Source organism: Pseudomonas sp. IT-P74 (genome assembly GCF_949768175.1).
Classification (GTDB): domain Bacteria; phylum Pseudomonadota; class Gammaproteobacteria; order Pseudomonadales; family Pseudomonadaceae; genus Aquipseudomonas.
Genome location: NZ_CATKQD010000066.1, coordinates 105,339 through 122,630 on the forward strand (window position 1 = coordinate 105,339; position 17,292 = coordinate 122,630).

The 17,292-nt window shown below is 59.6% G+C and carries 17 protein-coding genes; 10 read left to right on the forward strand and 7 right to left on the reverse strand.

Annotation, left to right across the window (positions count from 1 at the left end):
• Positions 1 to 45: 45 nt before the first annotated feature.
• Positions 46 to 702 (reverse strand): alpha/beta hydrolase, encoded by a 657-nt coding sequence (locus tag ACM6J5_RS22865; RefSeq protein WP_150672405.1) that lies wholly within the window; start codon positions 700 to 702, stop codon positions 46 to 48.
• Between the two features lie 468 nt (positions 703 to 1,170).
• Between ACM6J5_RS22865 and ACM6J5_RS22870 the strand changes: the two genes are divergently transcribed.
• The 6 genes from ACM6J5_RS22870 (at position 1,171) to ACM6J5_RS22895 (ending at position 7,555) form a co-directional block, all read left to right on the forward strand.
• Positions 1,171 to 2,202, forward strand: coding sequence for an amino acid ABC transporter substrate-binding protein (locus ACM6J5_RS22870; protein WP_007972676.1), 1,032 nt, complete (start codon positions 1,171 to 1,173; stop codon positions 2,200 to 2,202).
• Between the two features lie 65 nt (positions 2,203 to 2,267).
• Positions 2,268 to 3,449, forward strand: coding sequence for an amino acid ABC transporter permease (locus ACM6J5_RS22875; protein ID WP_095943795.1), 1,182 nt, complete (start codon positions 2,268 to 2,270; stop codon positions 3,447 to 3,449).
• 10 nt (positions 3,450 to 3,459) lie between these two features.
• The gene (locus ACM6J5_RS22880) at positions 3,460 to 4,557 is read left to right on the forward strand and encodes an amino acid ABC transporter permease (RefSeq protein WP_150672404.1); all 1,098 of its coding nucleotides are present in this window, start codon (positions 3,460 to 3,462) and stop codon (positions 4,555 to 4,557) included.
• A gap of 28 nt (positions 4,558 to 4,585) precedes the next feature.
• On the forward strand, positions 4,586 to 5,350 hold the full coding sequence (locus ACM6J5_RS22885; RefSeq protein WP_003178331.1) for an amino acid ABC transporter ATP-binding protein: 765 nt from the start codon (positions 4,586 to 4,588) through the stop codon (positions 5,348 to 5,350).
• A 251-nt stretch (positions 5,351 to 5,601) separates the two neighbouring features.
• On the forward strand, positions 5,602 to 6,261 hold the full coding sequence (locus ACM6J5_RS22890) for a FadR/GntR family transcriptional regulator (RefSeq protein ID WP_150672403.1): 660 nt from the start codon (positions 5,602 to 5,604) through the stop codon (positions 6,259 to 6,261).
• Positions 6,251 to 7,555: a CynX/NimT family MFS transporter gene (locus ACM6J5_RS22895; RefSeq protein WP_150672402.1), complete on the forward strand. Its 1,305-nt coding sequence runs from the start codon at positions 6,251 to 6,253 to the stop codon at positions 7,553 to 7,555. The genes ACM6J5_RS22890 and ACM6J5_RS22895 overlap by 11 nt, the downstream gene beginning before the upstream one ends.
• 13 nt (positions 7,556 to 7,568) lie before the next feature.
• Here the strand turns inward: ACM6J5_RS22895 and ACM6J5_RS22900 are convergent, their stop codons facing one another.
• The 4 genes from ACM6J5_RS22900 to ACM6J5_RS22915 all read right to left on the reverse strand — a co-directional run bounded on the left by ACM6J5_RS22900 (position 7,569) and on the right by ACM6J5_RS22915 (position 12,814).
• Complete coding sequence (locus ACM6J5_RS22900) at positions 7,569 to 8,711, reverse strand: DUF1120 domain-containing protein (protein ID WP_414929394.1); 1,143 nt, start codon at positions 8,709 to 8,711, stop codon at positions 7,569 to 7,571.
• A gap of 10 nt (positions 8,712 to 8,721) precedes the next feature.
• Positions 8,722 to 11,205, reverse strand: coding sequence for a fimbria/pilus outer membrane usher protein (locus ACM6J5_RS22905; RefSeq protein WP_414929395.1), 2,484 nt, complete (start codon positions 11,203 to 11,205; stop codon positions 8,722 to 8,724).
• A 109-nt stretch (positions 11,206 to 11,314) separates the two neighbouring features.
• Entirely contained in the window at positions 11,315 to 12,031 is a 717-nt protein-coding gene (locus ACM6J5_RS22910; protein ID WP_414929396.1) for a fimbria/pilus chaperone family protein, read from the reverse strand.
• A 156-nt stretch (positions 12,032 to 12,187) separates the two neighbouring features.
• Positions 12,188 to 12,814 carry a DUF1120 domain-containing protein gene (locus tag ACM6J5_RS22915; protein WP_095943802.1) on the reverse strand — a complete coding sequence of 209 codons (627 nt, stop codon included), beginning with the start codon at positions 12,812 to 12,814 and terminating at the stop codon, positions 12,188 to 12,190.
• 382 nt (positions 12,815 to 13,196) lie between these two features.
• Between ACM6J5_RS22915 and ACM6J5_RS22920 the strand changes: the two genes are divergently transcribed.
• The 4 genes from ACM6J5_RS22920 (at position 13,197) to ACM6J5_RS22935 (ending at position 15,785) form a co-directional block, all read left to right on the forward strand.
• Entirely contained in the window at positions 13,197 to 13,823 is a 627-nt protein-coding gene (locus ACM6J5_RS22920; protein WP_095943803.1) for a response regulator transcription factor, read from the forward strand.
• A 106-nt stretch (positions 13,824 to 13,929) separates the two neighbouring features.
• Entirely contained in the window at positions 13,930 to 14,400 is a 471-nt protein-coding gene (locus tag ACM6J5_RS22925; RefSeq protein ID WP_095943804.1) for a nuclear transport factor 2 family protein, read from the forward strand.
• A gap of 40 nt (positions 14,401 to 14,440) precedes the next feature.
• Positions 14,441 to 14,761: a GIY-YIG nuclease family protein gene (locus ACM6J5_RS22930; RefSeq protein WP_095943805.1), complete on the forward strand. Its 321-nt coding sequence runs from the start codon at positions 14,441 to 14,443 to the stop codon at positions 14,759 to 14,761.
• 88 nt (positions 14,762 to 14,849) lie between these two features.
• Complete coding sequence (locus ACM6J5_RS22935) at positions 14,850 to 15,785, forward strand: glutathione S-transferase family protein (RefSeq protein WP_414929397.1); 936 nt, start codon at positions 14,850 to 14,852, stop codon at positions 15,783 to 15,785.
• A gap of 98 nt (positions 15,786 to 15,883) precedes the next feature.
• On the opposite strand, the gene ACM6J5_RS22940 is transcribed toward ACM6J5_RS22935, so the two are convergent.
• Positions 15,884 to 16,234, reverse strand: coding sequence for a glutaredoxin family protein (locus ACM6J5_RS22940; RefSeq protein ID WP_095943807.1), 351 nt, complete (start codon positions 16,232 to 16,234; stop codon positions 15,884 to 15,886).
• Positions 16,234 to 17,238, reverse strand: a complete 1,005-nt coding sequence (gene yejK, locus ACM6J5_RS22945) for a nucleoid-associated protein YejK (RefSeq protein ID WP_008018580.1) — start codon at positions 17,236 to 17,238, stop codon at positions 16,234 to 16,236. Before yejK ends, ACM6J5_RS22940 begins: the two co-directional genes overlap by 1 nt.
• Positions 17,239 to 17,292 lie beyond the last annotated feature (54 nt).

Below are 17,292 nucleotides of genomic sequence, written 5' to 3' on the forward strand. Positions count from 1 at the left end.
GCGGCGTAGTGGGATGGATCAAAGGGCGCTTTTAAACAGAAATGCTTAACGCAAGCGCTCGGCGAGCCAGACGCCGATGTCGCGAATTTCTTCGGGTAACACTTCGTGACCCATTGGGTACTCCTGCCATGTCACGGTGACACCACGTAGCTTCAAATGTTCGTAGGCGCTGCGCCCCATCGAGTTTTGCACCACATCGTCGTACTGGCCGTGCATCGACAGCACCGGAATCCGCTGCTGGCTGGCGGACAGTTGCAGTTCGTCGCTGAAGGTCGGTGCATAAGTAGAAAGGGCAACGACACCACCCAACGGGCCCTGCCATTTCAGAAACGCGGTGTGGAAAACCACGGCGCCGCCCTGGGAAAAACCTGCCAGGAAAATCCGCGAGGCGTCTATTCCGCTGGCTCGCTGCGTCTCAATCAATTCGATGATCCAGTTGGCAGACTCTTCAAGTTGTTCGCGATTGATCGCGCGCGCGGGGCTCATGGCCAATATGTCGTACCAGCTCGGCATCTCGTATCCGCCGTTGATGGTGACGGCGCGGCTCGGCGCCTGGGGCAAAACAAAGCGGGTGCTCAACAGGGTTTCCTGCAGAGCTTCGGCCACTGGCAGGAAGTCGTAGCGATCGGCACCCAGGCCATGAAGCCAGATCACGCAGGCATCTGCGGTCTTGACGGGTTCAAGAATCAAGGGGTTGGTCATGGCTGCTCCAAAAATGTGCGTGCGCTCTCATTGGGGGCGAGGTGTGAGTGCGCGTCTGGTGGATCCGTTAAGAAGATGTCGCAAGGCTACAACTTTTGCTATTGACCTGTCCCTAATTGGCTTCGGCTAGCAGTGTGGTACGGGCTTTGCTATGGGGAAACGGTGCAACCCATCTCGCGTGCGGCGGTAACACTATCAGTCTACTGCCGAGCGTGGGATAGCAAAGAATCCGGTGATGGATGTTCGCCAAAGGCCGATACGGGGCTTCGCGAACGTGAAAGGGCTACAGCCCGTTCGGCCGATTGGTGAGAAGTGAGTAATCCATGATGTGGATTTTCTCCTACTAGACTCATAGCTAACGTCTTACGTCGGTTGACCCCAAAAAAAGCCAACACGGGTCGACTACGCCTCAAAAGGGTGCGACAGGACTCACGCTCCGACACAACAAGAGCAAAACTGGAGGTTTGAATGAAGATGTTGAAATCCACCCTGGCGATCGTGACTGCAGCCGCGGTACTCGGTGTCAGCGGGTTTGCCCAGGCGGGCGCAACCCTGGATGCAGTGATGAAGAAAGGTTTCGTGCAGTGTGGCGTCAGCGATGGCTTGCCAGGCTTCTCGGTTCCGGATTCCACCGGCAAGATCGTAGGTATCGATGCTGACTACTGCCGTGCAGTAGCGGCGGCTGTCTTCGGCGACGCGACCAAGGTCAAGTTCAGCCAGTTGAACGCCAAGGAGCGCTTCACCGCGCTGCAATCCGGCGAAATCGACATCCTGTCGCGCAACACCACCATGACCAGCTCCCGTGACGCGGGCATGGGCCTGAAATTCCCGGGCTTCATTACCTACTACGACGGCATCGGCTTCCTGGTAAACAATAAGCTGGGCGTCAAGAGCGCCAAGGAACTGGACGGTGCAACCATCTGCATCCAGGCCGGTACCACCACCGAACTGAACGTTTCCGACTACTTCCGCGGCAACGGCCTGAAATACACCCCGATCACCTTCGACACCTCCGACGAAAGCGCCAAGTCGCTGGAATCCGGTCGTTGCGACGTACTGACCTCCGACAAATCCCAGCTGTTCGCCCAGCGCAGCAAGCTGGCTTCGCCGAAGGACTACGTGGTTCTGCCGGAAACCATTTCCAAGGAGCCTCTGGGCCCGGTCGTGCGTAATGGCGACGACGAGTGGCTGGCCATCGTGCGCTGGACTGGCTATGCCATGCTCAACGCTGAAGAAGCCGGCATCACTTCGAAGAACGTCGAAGCCGAAGCCAAGGGCACCAAGAACCCTGACGTTGCCCGTCTGCTGGGTACCGACGGTGAATACGGCAAAGACCTGAAAGTGAAGAAAGACTGGGTCGTGCAGATCGTCAAGCAAGTGGGTAACTACGGCGAAGTGTTCGAGAAAAACCTCGGCAAGAGCACTCCGCTGGAAATCGACCGCGGGCTGAACGCTCTGTGGAACGCTGGCGGCATTCAATACGCACCACCAGTGCGCTGATGGTTCTATCACCCGGTGGGCCAACCACCGGGTGATGTTCTGTTCCATTATTTCCGGGGCACTTCATGCAAAATTCAATCGGCGCACCAAAGCAGAGGCTCAGCCTCAGCGATCCACGCGTGCGTGCTTGGGTATTCCAGATCATCACGATTATCGCGGTGGTCTCGCTGGGCTGGTATCTGTTCGATAACACCCAGACCAACCTGCAACACCGGGGCATTACTTCCGGTTTCGACTTTCTGGAGCGCAGTGCCGGTTTCGGCATCGCTCAACACCTGATCGACTACACCGAAGCGGACACATACGCCCGGGTGTTTGTCATCGGCCTGCTCAACACCCTGTTGGTGACCTTCATCGGCGTGATCCTGGCGACGATCCTGGGTTTCATCGTCGGTGTGGCGCGGCTGTCGAAGAACTGGATCATCGCCAAAGTGGCGACGGTGTATGTGGAAGTCTTCCGCAACATTCCGCCGCTGCTGCAGATCCTGTTCTGGTACTTCGCGGTGTTCCTGACCATGCCGGGGCCGCGCAACAGTCATAACTTCGGCGACACCTTCTTTGTCAGCAGCCGTGGCCTGAACATGCCGGCGGCGTTGATGGCGGATGGTTTCTGGCCGTTTGTGATCAGCGTTGTAGTCGCCATCGTCGCCATTGTGCTGATGAGCCGCTGGGCGACCAAGCGCTTTGAAGCCACCGGTGTGCCATTCCACAAGTTCTGGGTCGGCCTGGCGATGTTCCTGGTCATCCCTGCGCTGTGTGCGCTGGTTTTCGGCGCACCGGTGCACTGGGAAATGCCGAAGCTGCAAGGCTTCAACTTCGTCGGTGGCTGGGTGTTGATCCCGGAACTGCTGGCGCTGACCCTGGCCCTCACCGTGTACACCGCGGCGTTCATCGCCGAGATCGTGCGTTCGGGCATCAAGTCGGTCAGCCATGGCCAGACCGAGGCGGCGCATTCCCTCGGCCTGCGCAACGGTCCGACCCTGCGCAAGGTGATCATCCCGCAAGCCCTGCGCGTGATCATTCCACCGCTGACCAGCCAATACCTGAACCTGGCGAAGAACTCCTCGCTGGCGGCCGGTATCGGTTATCCGGAGATGGTCTCGCTGTTTGCCGGGACCGTGCTCAACCAGACCGGCCAGGCGATCGAGGTGATTGCCATCACCATGAGCGTGTACCTGGCGATCAGTATCAGCATTTCCCTGCTGATGAACTGGTACAACAAGCGCATTGCGCTGATCGAGCGGTAAGGAAAAGCGCATGAGTACTCATACTTTCAAACCTGACATGCCGCCACCGAACCGCAGCATCGGTGCGGTGGCGTGGATGCGCGCGAACATGTTCTCCAGCTGGCTCAACACCCTGCTGACCCTGTTCGCGTTCTACCTCATCTACCTGGTGGTACCGCCGATCCTGCAGTGGGCGATCCTTGACGCCAACTGGGTCGGCACCAGCCAGGCCGACTGCACCAGGGAGGGCGCCTGCTGGGTGTTCATCCAGCAGCGCTTCGGCCAGTTCATGTACGGCTATTATCCGCCGGTACTGCGCTGGCGCGTGGACCTGACGGTGTGGCTGGCGATTGTCGGCGTGGCGCCGTTGTTCATCTCGCGCTTTCACCACAAGGCGGTGTACGGGCTGAGCTTCCTGGTGCTGTACCCGATCATTGCCTGGTGCCTGCTGCATGGCGGCGTATTGGGGCTGGACGCCGTGGCGACCAGCCAGTGGGGCGGCCTGATGCTGACCCTGGTGATCGCTACCGTCGGTATCGCCGGCGCGTTGCCACTGGGCATCGTCCTGGCGCTGGGCCGTCGTTCGAACATGCCGGCGATTCGCGTGGTCTGCGTGACCTTCATCGAATTCTGGCGCGGTGTGCCGTTGATCACGGTGCTGTTCATGTCCTCGGTGATGCTGCCGTTGTTCCTGCCTGAAGGCATGAACTTCGACAAGCTGCTGCGGGCACTGATCGGCGTGATCCTGTTCCAGTCGGCCTACGTGGCCGAAGTGGTGCGCGGCGGTCTGCAAGCGATTCCAAAAGGTCAGTACGAAGCAGCGGCGGCGATGGGCCTGGGTTACTGGCGCAGCATGGGCCTGGTGATTCTGCCGCAGGCCCTGAAGCTGGTGATCCCCGGCATCGTCAACACCTTCATCGCGCTGTTCAAGGACACGAGCCTGGTGATCATCATCGGCCTGTTCGACCTGCTCAACAGCGTCAAGCAAGCCGCCGCCGACCCGAAATGGCTGGGCATGGCCACCGAAGGCTACGTGTTCGCCGCCCTGGTGTTCTGGATTTTCTGTTTTGGTATGTCGCGCTATTCCATGCATCTGGAACGCAAGCTCGACACTGGCCACAAGCGCTAAGTCGCTACCTAATTTAGGAAGTTTTGTGATGAGCGAAGCAATCAAACAGCCTGTGAGCCCTGAAGGCATTATTCAGATGCAGGGCGTGAACAAGTGGTACGGTCAATTTCACGTACTCAAGGACATCAACCTCAACGTCAAGCAGGGCGAGCGTATCGTGCTGTGCGGGCCGTCGGGTTCCGGCAAGTCCACCACCATCCGCTGCCTCAACCGTCTGGAAGAACACCAGCAGGGCCGCATCGTGGTCGATGGCGTGGAGCTGACCAACGACCTCAAGCAGATCGAAGCGATCCGTCGTGAAGTCGGCATGGTGTTTCAGCACTTCAACCTGTTCCCGCACCTGACCATCCTGCAGAACTGCACCCTGGCGCCGATGTGGGTACGCAAGATGCCCAAGCGCAAGGCCGAGGAAATTGCCATGCACTATCTGGAGCGCGTACGCATTCCGGAGCAGGCGCACAAGTACCCGGGGCAACTGTCCGGCGGTCAACAACAGCGTGTGGCGATCGCCCGTGCGCTGTGCATGAAGCCGAAAATCATGCTGTTCGACGAACCGACGTCGGCACTTGACCCGGAGATGGTGAAAGAGGTACTGGACACCATGATCGGCCTGGCCGAGGACGGCATGACCATGCTCTGCGTGACCCACGAAATGGGCTTCGCCCGCACCGTGGCCAACCGCGTGATCTTCATGGACAAGGGTGAAATCGTCGAACAGGCTGCGCCGAACGACTTCTTCGACAACCCGCAGAATGATCGCACCAAGCTGTTCCTGAGCCAGATCCTGCATTGATCGACCCCAGGCACTGAAATAAACCCGGACTGAGTTCCGGGTTTATTTTTGCGTGAGGAAAACCACGTCCCTGTAGGAGCGAGCCTGCTCGCGATGGACTTGAGAGCGCCGCGGGGTAACTGAAAACCAGCGTTATCGTTCACGTCCATCGCGAGCAGGCTCGCTCCTACAGGGGGCATGTTGCTCTCTCGGATGAAGCTGGCTAACATGCCAGAAAATTCATCCTATGATTGGATGAGAGGGCGAATTCCATGTCAGAAATTTCTCCATTGGTGAAGCGATCCTTGGTCGATCAGGCTCTGGATCAGTTGCGTCTGCGCATCAATCAGGGCACCTGGACCGTGGGCCAGCGTTTGCCCACCGAGCCTGAGTTGTCCGCCGAGCTGGGCATCAGCCGCAACACCGTGCGCGAAGCCATGCGGGTGTTGGCGTTTTCCGGGTTGATCGAGATCCGGCAGGGCGACGGCAGTTACCTGCGGGCGGTGGTCGATCCGCTCGATACCTTGAAGGCGCTGTCCCGTTGTTCCCTTGAGCAGGCCCGGGAAACCCGGCACATCCTCGAAGTCGAGGCCATCGGCCTGGCAGCCATGCGCCGTACCGATGAAGACCTGGTGGCATTGCGCGAGGCCCTGGGCGTCAGCGGCAGCCACTATCACGGAGACCTCGACACCTACATCGCCTGCGACCTGGTGTTTCACCGCCGTCTGGTGGACGCCGCGCACAACCCGACCCTCAGCGAGCTGTATCGCTATTTCTCCAGCATCATCGGCGCGCAATTGCGCCAGACCCTGAGCATCGTCCCGCGCCGTCAGGAAGTGTTCGACCTGCACATCGCGTTGCTCGATGCCGTCGAGCAACGCGACCCGGAACGGGCCAAGGCCCTGTCGAGGCAGTTGATCAATGAACCTTGAAACCGAGAAGTCCATGCACCGCAGTGAGTTATCCACAGCCTCCAAACGTTCGGCCGAGCTGGAGGAGCTGCTGATCGATGCCGAGGCCGATGACGAACAGGTCCAGCAAACCCACCCGGTTCTGCGCCGGCCCTGGCTGTTGCTGCTGGGCCTGATTCTGGTGGCGCTGAACCTGCGCCCGGCGTTGTCGAGCATGGCGCCGATGCTCAGCGAGGTCTCGAAGTCCCTTGGTTTGTCGGCGTCCGCGGCGGGATTGCTGACCACGTTGCCGGTGCTTTGCCTGGGCCTGTTTGCGCCGTTGGCACCCGTGCTGGCGCGGCGATTTGGTGCGGAGCGGGTGGTGCTGGGCATTCTTCTGACCCTGGCGGGCGGGATCATCCTGCGCAGTTCGTTCGGTGAGATCGGCCTGTTTGCCGGCAGTGTGCTGGCCGGTGCCAGCATCGGCGTGATCGGCGTGTTGCTACCGGGCATCGTCAAGCGCGATTTCCCGAAACAGGCCGGGACCATGACCGGTGTCTACACCATGGCCCTGTGCCTGGGCGCGGCGATGGCGGCGGGTGCGACCGTGCCGTTGAGCGAACACTTTGACAAGAATTGGGCGATGGGCCTCGGCTTCTGGGTGATTCCGGCATTGGCGGCCGCGCTGTTCTGGTTGCCGCAAGTCGGCCAGAAACACGGCGCGCACAACGTGGCCTACCGGGTTCGGGGACTGCTACGCGATCCGCTGGCCTGGCAAGTGACCTTGTACATGGGCCTGCAATCGTCCCTGGCCTACATCGTGTTCGGCTGGTTGCCGTCGATCCTGATCGGGCGCGGTCTGACCCCGACCCAGGCCGGGCTGGTGCTGTCGGGCTCGGTGATCGTTCAACTCGTCAGTTCCCTCGCCGCGCCATGGCTGGCGACACGCGGCAAGGATCAGCGCCTGGCGATTGTGATCGTGATGGCCTTGACCCTCGGCGGTTTGTTCGGCTGCCTGTATGCGCCAATCGATGGCTTGTGGGGCTGGGCGATTGTGCTGGGGTTGGGGCAGGGCGCCACGTTCAGCCTGGCCTTGACCCTGATCGTGCTGCGCTCGCGGGACTCCCACGTTGCGGCAAATCTGTCGAGCATGGCCCAGGGCTTCGGTTATACCTTGGCGTCCATGGGGCCGTTCGCGGTCGGTATCGTGCATGACTGGACCGGTGGCTGGGCAGCCGTGGGCTGGATTTTCGGTGTCATTGGCCTCGGTGCGATCATCGCCGGCCTCGGAGCCGGGCGAGCGCTGTATGTGCAGGTGGTCAGCGAGAGAACTTAAAAGCGGTCAAGCGCTACAAATACAGGACTTCCAGTGTCGCTGAACCATCAAGGATCACTTTGTCGGTGAGATCCAGGGTCGAAGTGGGGGCAATGACCGCCTCTACCGTTACCTTCGTGGTGAAGTTCTGGATCGGCACCGGGCCTGAGAGGCTGCCAGCATTATGGGTAAATCCCAGAATACTTCTCTGAGCCATCGGTATCGGGTTCGAACTGGCGCGGCTCCAGGCCGCGCCGTCGGTGGTGGAATCGGTTCGGTACAGGCGGGCGAAATCGTCGGCGCTGGCATCGGTGGGGTCGACGTTCAGTGAATACAGGCCGATTTTATTGCTGCTGTTGTCCAGACCGAGGCCGTAGTAAATCTCGCTGTTGACGGTGGCCGAGCCTGCGCGGTTGTCGTGCATGAGCAGGGCAAAGGGGGTCGGTGCATCGCAGCCAACCTGTAGTGTCAAGCCCTTGGGTGGCAGGCGAGTGCTGTTGTCGCGATCAAGATCGTTTTTCGACATCCGACCGAAATCCACCCGACCGCCATTGGACAGTTTCACGTGACAGGCGGCGGGCGCAAAACGTGCACGCAGGGTTATCTCCGCGGAGCGCCCCGCGGCGACCGGCTCGAACAACCCGGAGGTTTCCCAGACAGCGGCGTCACGCAGCTGCGACACCTGCGCCTGTGTCCAGGCTGTCAGTTGAAGTTGGGCTGACAGGTTTTGCCCTTGCACGGCGGCGCCACTGCGCATTGGAACGATGGCCTGCCCAGGTCGCCAAGGCAGGCCTGAGGCTGTGGACTGCGGTGCTTGGCCGGCAGTGGAAATCAAACCCAGGTCCACCGATTGTCCATCTAGCACCGCATCACTGATGTGCACGGTATAGCTGCCGTGGTCGGCGAGCCGAAAGCGCTCTGCGGTCGCAGCGATGGCGCGATAGAACACACTCATGTCGGCGGGTTGCGGGCAGTTCAGGTTCAAGCTCACGCGACGCTCACCCAAGGTTTGCTCCTGGAGTTCGGGAGTGCGAATCGCCCTTTGCATCGAACCGTAATCAAGTACCGACTGGCTCAGGCTCAGCCGGCATTCATCGGCGAACGCCCGGGCATCAGGCATGAGCACGCCCAGCGTCAGGGTGGCGAAGGTCAGCATCAAAGGTGCGGACAGTTTCATGCAGTCATCCTTATGGCGTGCGGCATTGGGCGAGGGCGGTTTCGAAGTACGCCTGGGAGTCGGCCTTGGCCGGCAGCTCGAAGTGCAACTCACACCGGCCCAGGCCAGGTGCGGTTATCCACAGGGTGGGAGTCGCCAGGACATTGGGCAGAAATACCAGCCCGCCTTCCTGTACAAGCGTGACGAACTCGCCATCGCCAGTGTTCACCGTCGCGCCACGGGGCAGCAATGCGCCGTTGTCCTGGGTGACTTTGAGCAAGGCGCGGCGAGTCTGGATGACCCCGAACTCGACCTTGTCGACGGCGCCGCGCCCGGCGGATATCACCGCCAGACCGTTGTTGATATCGAGATTGCGCGGCAGCGAGCGGGTTTCGACTTCCACCGGGTTGCGGCCATAGGCCGTCACGTGTGGAACCACGGCTCGACCTTGCCAATCGGTCCACACCGGGCCGCTGGGGGTGGAGACTTTGATGGCGGCGGCATCGCCTACCGACAGCAACGCGAAGGTATCGCGCACGGGATAAGGCGACAGCGTCAGGCCATCGCCATGCAACACCGCCCCACCGCGTGCTCCCACCTGGTAACTGGGGCGCTCGGCATCAGTGCGGGTGTAGCTTACGTCCAGTTGGCTGTAGCGTGGCAGGATAGAAACACCGGCGGAAGACTGCACTTGTCTGTCGCGACTGTCATGCTCAACGCCGACCCGGTAACTCAAGTGATCGTTGAGTTGTTCGTTCAAACCCACACCGCTGCGATGTTCGCCGGCAGAGCTGCGAACCCAGGTTCGCCCCCGACGGTTTTCACCCAAAGGAATGCTGAGGTTCAGATAGGCACTGTCATCGATGTTCCGGGTGCCGCTGACTTGCCATTGCACCGTGGCAGAGACCGATACACCGCCGATGAGGGTGCCCCAGGATGCCATGGCGCGGCTGCTGCTTTGTCCGTCGAAGGACGTTGAGCGGCTGAGGCTGGCGCTGAGTGCACCAGTCCCGGGAGGCGACCACGACAGCCCCAGGTTTTGTTGATCGCGATAACGGGACCGGTTGCGCGGCGACTCGGTTTCGAGCATCGCTTGCGACAGTTCGCGATAACCGAAGGTTCGATGGGACATCCCGGCATTCATCGACCATTGCTCACCCAAGCGATGCGAAAGGTTCAAATCGGCCTGAATGCCTTTTTCGGGGTGACCGGAACTGACTTCGGAGGTTTGCAGACTTGTCTGCAGCTGCGTATCGGTCCAGGGCAGCAAGCCCACGCCTGCGGCCATTGCACGATAATCGGCGGAACCCGTGGCGCCCGTGCTGAGCATGACGTGCGGATTCAATGCCCCGCTCCAGCTCCCGCTGATCAGCCAGGGATCGTTGGTCTGTGAATCGCCGAGGTGACGTAGCTGGCCGGCAGTCAGCGAAAAGCCGGACGCCGGGAGGTCCATCCCGAGCAGAGACGCCGGGACGGTAAAGCGCTGCTCGCTGCCAGTGGTTTCCTTGACCACGACTTCGACATCGGAACGGCTGTCGAGACGCTGAACGTTGCTCAGGGAGAAGGGGCCGGCGGGCACCACGGTCGAGTGGATCAGCGACCCGTTCTGCCGAATTTCGATCCGGGCCTGGCCCTGGGCAATGCCTTCGATGGGCCTGCCTTGGCTTTCGGTCTGCAGCGCCTGCTCGGTCATCAGCTGCACGCCGGTAATCTGCGCAGTGGCCAGTACCGGGTTATAGAGGTTGATCTGACCGGCCTGAAGCACTGCTTGATGACCGGTGAAGGTTCGTTGGGCGTACGCCGCCAGGTGGCTGGTGCGGGACACATCATTGTGCCAGGTCTGCACCTGGCGGCTGCGGACGATCCAGTCGCCGGCATTGAAACCGACTTCGGTATTGGCCGTCAGGTAGCGATTCGATTGGTCACCGTATTGGCTGTAAAGGCTGTTGACGTCATAGTTGAGCAACCCGGCGACGCCACCGGTTTGATAACCCGAGAAGTCCCGAACCTTCGCACGCATGGCGTCCGTGGGCACGATCAATGACAGACCGAGATTGGCGGGGTCCTGTTCGATCAGTGTTTGCGGCCAAGTGCCGAGAACGTCAAAACAACGAGGGTCGTTGGTGGGAGCGGTGGGCTCGCTCAGGTTTGCCGCATCAAGCAAGGCATGGTCAAAGCACAAGTCGCCCTCATTGTTGAACGTAACGTCTACGCGTCCCTGGCGCTGACCATTAACTGTGAGTGTGATCGGATGGCGGCCGGCGGTGAATCGCGGGGCGTTCAGCAGCTGGGTCGCCAGCGCCGGATCGATACCGCGCTGGAGCAGCGTCTTCTGGTCGAACGAGGTCAGCAACGAAGCACTGCCGGGATCTTCGGCGCGGGCATCGAGCACCATCAGCGTGTTGGTCATCAGCAACACCACGCCGGTGCGCAGAGGCGGCAGTCGAGGACGAGTGTCGGCACGCCTGAAAGCAGGCATGGCTTCGCCACCACGGTATTTCAATACAGTGTTCATGGGGTTCATTTGGGTTGACCTTTGCGCTGGCCTGAACCACTACGGCATCAGGTTCGCGTTGGAACATCAGCGCCCGCTTTTCCCGGTTGGGGCTATCGGTGTTCCGGTTCTAAGGGGGGATCGGGGCGTCGTAGGGCGGCACTGCAAAGCCGTAGACGGTCGCCGGTTGAAAGCGTACCTGGGTGGCGGTTCTTGCTGGCACCGACACGCCGATCCGGTCACCGGGCAACAGGTAGGTTCGCGGTAGCAGTGCGCGGTCCCCGGAAGGCAGCATCTGTAGTTCCTGAGCCAGGCGTACGACGTAAGGTGTCTGGTTGCTCACGGTCAGTTGGCCATCTTGCAGCGACCATCGCAGGTCGGTCCACGGTGTGCGGTTAGGCGCCAGGCCGGCCGGGTGAAGGATGACGGGCAGGTTCTGGCGCACCGTTACACCCACTCGGGCATGCCCGGCCTCGGCAACGGGCTTGCCTTGGGGGATGCCTTCAAAGATCACGCGTTTCAACCGCTGGGTGAGCAGGGGCTTTTCCGATTGCAGGATGAAGCGGATCAACTGGGTCCTGGACGGTTCAACCCGTGCCAGCGGTGGCGTCACGAACACCAGAGGCTCGGTGTCTTCTGGAATGTTTTCAAGGGTGACGTGCAGCAATACCAGGCTGTCATCGGTATTGGTCACGGATACGGATGCCTCACCGTTGGCCTCGTTGACGATCACCACGGAGGTGTCGGGAACCATGCCGTCGGCTTGAGCCAGATGGGGCGGGAACCATGCAAGTGCACCGACACCGAGGGGGATCAAATGGCGTGCGAATTTTAAAAACATCGTCATGACGTGCCTTATTGATGGTCACGAAAAAAGATCGCTGACATGGGCCGTACTCGGGAATCACCGATAGCGCGAAAGGCAGAAGCGAGGACTTTGGCGGGAACCCTTCAGAGCACGGGCAACGGCTGGAGTCAGCCGTTGCCCGAAGACGCTATCAAATTACAGGTAGGTGATTTGCAGGGTTGCCGAACCGTCGATTTTCTGTTCGTCGGTCAGCGTAAGGCCGCTGGTTGGAGCTATGGCGGTCAAGAGCAAAATGTCCACAATGACATCCTGAACATCGTGGGGCGCCGTGACGCCCGCGTTACTGCTGCCGAATGAAAGCAGGTTGTCAGGTTTCAGTGCGGAGTCATCAGGTTCAAACCAGGTTTGGCCGTTGTCCTGAGACTGAATCGCCAACGAAGGAACATTTGCGACCGGATTCACGTAGTGCAAAAAATAACGTCCGAGCTTTTCGTTGCCGTTGATCAGGCCTAACCCGAAGGCACCGGCAGTAGACGAGGTGCCGGCTCTGTTGTCGACGGGAACAATTGCAAACTTCACAGGTGCGTCGCAGCTCACGGTCAGTTGGACGGTTCTGTCTTGAAACTGGGTGTGGGTGTCCGGATTCAGGTCCTTTGAAGAGATTTTTCCATAATCCACAACACCACCACCGGACAGGCTCGGTGTACAGGCAGCCGGTGTAATCACGCCCGTGACAGTCAAGTCGGTGCTGGAGCTACCGTAAGCGAACGAAGTCACGCTAAAGAGTAATGCAGTGCCTAGGGTCGTCAGTGTCTTGTTCATGTATTCACTCGTTCTTGAATAAAGGTTGGATGAGGTGACGCTGGGTCCGGCACAACGCCGGTGCAGACAGGCTGCTCGATAGGCACAACTTAGCGAGAAGGGTGTTTGGGAGGAATGCAACAAATACGAAAAGGGGCGACTGTCTGTATGAAAGAGTGTTGCGAGAAAAAAGTATTCTTTCGGAAGACGCTCAGGAGTTAGTCCAGCTCTGTAGCCTTTCGCGCGAAACGATGTAGGTTATTTCTGTTGTTTGACAGGTAAAAAGCCCTGGCCCTTGAATACATTGAGGAGAGTAAAAACGAGGGTTTTTCAGGGTGTTGTGGAGGGTGGAGAACAACGCTATTTTCCGACTCTTCCAGCCACAAATAGGAGGTTTCCCACAGTGCGAGTCGTAATTGCTGATGACCATTGCGTCGTTCGCATCGGTCTGCGGATGCTCATCAGTGCCAGCCGGCAATGTGAAATTGTGGGAGAGGCTGATGGTACGGACAGCCTGATGAACCTGCTCGCAGAAACGCCCTGTGATTTGCTGATTACCGATTTTGCCATGCCAGGCGGGCAGCATGCCGATGGTCTGAAAATGCTGAGTACGATTCAACGACGCTACCCGAAACTGCCGATCATTTTGGTGACGATGTTCAGCAGTGCGACGACGGCGAGGGCGGCATTGGCTCAAAGGGTGTCCGGAATCGTCACCAAAGACGACTCGGCAAACGAACTGCTCCTGGCAATCAGCGCTGTGAGTAACGGACGACGCTACCTCAGTGAGCGCTTGCGCACGATGTTGGCAAATACGAGCAACCCGTTGCGCGAGTCGCGGTTGTCGGCCAAAGAGCATGAAGTGGTCCGGATGCTGGCCAGCGGCATGACCGTCAGCGAAATCGCCAGCCACTTCAAACGCAGCGTCTCAACCATCAGCAAGCAAAAAAACATGGCCATGCTCAGGCTGGGCCTCTCTACGGATGTCGATCTTTTCTCCTATGCCCGTGACAACGGAATGTCGCTCTAGGCCTGTGGTAGATAGGCAGTCCCGATATTTGCGTGGCGAATGCCAATAGTGTTCAGCGCATTTACGGATTATCGTGCAGGCATTCTCGATTTTACGGAGCTTGTGCATGAGTGACGCCAACAGCGCATTGATTACCCGGTTCTATCAAGCGTTTCAGCGGCTGGATGCCGAGGCCATGAACGCCTGTTATACCGATGACGTGGTATTCAGTGATCCGGCGTTCGGTGAACTGCGTGGCCGGGATGCCGGCGACATGTGGCGGATGCTCGCCACCCGTGCCAAGGATTTCTCCCTGACATTCGACAACGTCCGCGCCGATGATCGTACCGGTAGCGCCCATTGGGTCGCGACCTATCTGTTCAGTCAGACCGGCAATACCGTGGTCAATGACATCCAGGCACGCTTTGTCTTTCGCGATGGCAAGATCTGCGAGCATCACGACAGTTTCGACCTGTGGGCATGGTCGCGCCAGGCCCTGGGTTTCAAAGGCCTGCTGCTGGGCTGGACGCCACTTGTTCGCAACGCTGTTCGCTCACAGGCCTTGAAGGGGCTGAAGGCATTCCAGGCCAGTCGCTGATAAGATCGCGGCTTGTTTCCCTTCAAGCCCTGATCGTTACGTGACCACCCTAAGCGAAAGCCCTGTCGACGCCGACACCCCCACGAGCAAAACCTGGTTCGTCTACCTCGTTCGCGCGGCCAACGGTTCGCTCTATTGTGGGATCAGCGATGATCCCGTGCGTCGCTTCGCCAAGCATCAAAGCGGCAAGGGCGCGCGATTCTTTCTTTCCAGTCCTGCCATGGCCCTGGTCTACACCGAGCGCTGTCGCGACAAAAGCGATGCGTTGCGTCAGGAGCGGCTGATCAAAAAACTCAAGAAGAGCGCCAAGGAATGCCTGGTGGCGAGCGCAGCGAGCGCAGCCCCTGGCCTATCACTCTGACTGATCAGTTCCCATCAGGCAGATCTGTAGGCTGCCAGGTGATTGCGCGCTAAGCTGCTGGCTCCTGATCCTTGCGGCGGAGCCGAGCATGTCCGAGTTGATTCTGCATCATTACCCGACGTCCCCTTTTGCCGAGAAGGCCCGCCTGCTGCTGGGTTTCAAGGGTTTGTCCTGGCGTTCGGTGAAGATTTCGCCAGTAATGCCCAAACCGGATCTCACGGCGTTGACCGGTGGCTACCGCAAGACACCGGTGTTGCAGGTCGGTGCCGATATCTATTGCGACACGGCATTGATTGCCCGGCGACTGGAGCAGGAGAAAGCCTTGCCGGCGTTCTTCCCGGAAGGTCAGGAAATGATCACCGCATCGTTTGCCGCCTGGGCTGATTCGGTGGTGTTCCAGCATGCGGTGAGCCTGGTGTTCCAGCCGGAGTCGATCGCGGTGCGCTTTGGCAATTTGTCGCCGGAAGCGATCAAGGCGTTTCTGGCCGACCGCGCCGGTTTGTTCAGTGGTGGTAGCGCGACAAAATTGTCTACCGAACAGGCGAAGCATCAGTGGCCAACGATCATGTCGCGCCTGGAGTTGCAACTGCAGCGCGAAGAGGGGGATTTCCTGTTCGGTGAGCCGTCGATTGCCGACTTCGCCCTGGCTCATTGCCTCTGGTTCCTCAAGGCCACGCCGGTGACGGCTCCGCTGGTCGAAGCTTATCCGGCAGTCAATGCATGGCATGCGCGGGTATTGGGCTTCGGTCATGGTGCATCCAGCGAGATGAGTTCCGAGGAGGCTCTGGCAGTGGTGCGTACGTCCACGCCAGCGGCCTTGCCGGATGAGCAGTTTGTCGATCCCAATGGATTCAAGGCGGGGCAGCAGGTAGTGATCGCCGCCACGGACTACGGCGTGGATCCGGTGGCGGGGGAGTTGCTGTTTGCCGGCCGCGAGGAGCTGATTGTACGGCGAGAGGACGAGCGTGGCGGGGTGGTGCATGTGCACTTCCCGCGGTTTGGTTTCCGGATCGAAGCCAGCTGACAAAAACCTTGTGGGAGCGAGCTTGCTCGCGATGGCGGACTGACATTCAACAAAATTGTTGGCTGTGTTGGCCTCATCGCGAGCTCGCTCCTACAGAGTTACTTCAACGCCGCCAGAATCGCATCCGGGTCATACCCGCGAATCAGCGTCCCGTTCACATCGATGATCGGAATGCCGCCACCGCCCAGCGCCTGATAGTCCCCGCGCGCGACGGCATCCTTCTCGATATCGAACTCCTTGTATGGAATGCCTTTCTGATCGAGGAAGCGCCGGGTCAGCTTGCAGTAACCACACCACTCGGTGGCGTAGAGCACGACGTTGGCCTTGGCCTGGGTCTGCTCCGGCAGCACTTGCGATGGGTTGAACACCCGCTCGATCTTGCCCCAGTTCTGATAGGCCACGACCACCAGCAGGATCAGCAGGAATTTCTTCAGTACGCCGCCGAGCATCAGTTGCGACGCTTCAGCTGATCGGTGAGCGAAGTGGGCAGGCCCTTTATGATCAACGTGCCGGCTTCTTCGTCGTACTCGATCTTCGAGCCCAGCAAGTGGGCTTCGAAACTGATCGACAGGCCTTCGGCGCGGCCAGTGAATCGGCGGAACTGGTTCAGGGTGCGTTTATCGGCCGGGATTTCCGGCGAGAGGCCGTAATCCTTGTTGCGGATGTGATCGTAGAAGGCCTTCGGGCGCTCTTCGTCGATCAGCCCCGACAACTCTTCCAGGCCCATTGGCTCACCGAGTTTGGCCTGGCTGCTGGCGTAATCCACCAGGGTCTTGGTCTTCTCGCGGGCGTCGTCTTCCGGCAGATCTTCGCTTTCAACGAAATCACTGAAGGCCTTGAGCAACGTGCGGGTTTCACCCGGACCGTCGACGCCTTCCTGGCAACCAATGAAGTCGCGGAAATACTCCGAAACCTTTTTGCCGTTCTTGCCTTTGATGAACGAAATGTATTGCTTGGATTGTTTGTTGTTCTGCCACTCGGAAACGTTGATCCGCGCGGCCAGGTGCAACTGACCAAGGTCGAGGTGGCGGGACGGGGTTACGTCCAGTTCGTCGGTCACGGCCACGCCTTCGCTGTGGTGCAGCAGGGCGATGGCCAAATAGTCGGTCATGCCTTGTTGATAGTGCGCGAACAGCACATGGCCGCCGACCGACAGGTTCGATTCTTCCATCAGCTTTTGCAGATGCTCGACCGCCACACGGCTGAATGCAGTGAAATCCTGGCCGCCCTCGAGGTACTCCTTCAGCCAGCCGCTGAACGGAAACGCGCCGGATTCCGGATGGAACAGGCCCCAGGCTTTACCCTGTTTGGCGTTATAGCTTTCGTTGAGGTCGGCGAGCATGTTCTCGATGGCCGCGGACTCCGCCAGTTCAGAGTCACGGGCGTGGAGAACTGCGGGTGTGCCGTCGGGTTTTTTGTCGATCAGGTGGACGATGCAATGACGGATCGGCATGGGCTTCTCGGCTGAATGAAGAGAGGAGGGCGTGCTCCCCCGAAAAAGCGCCCA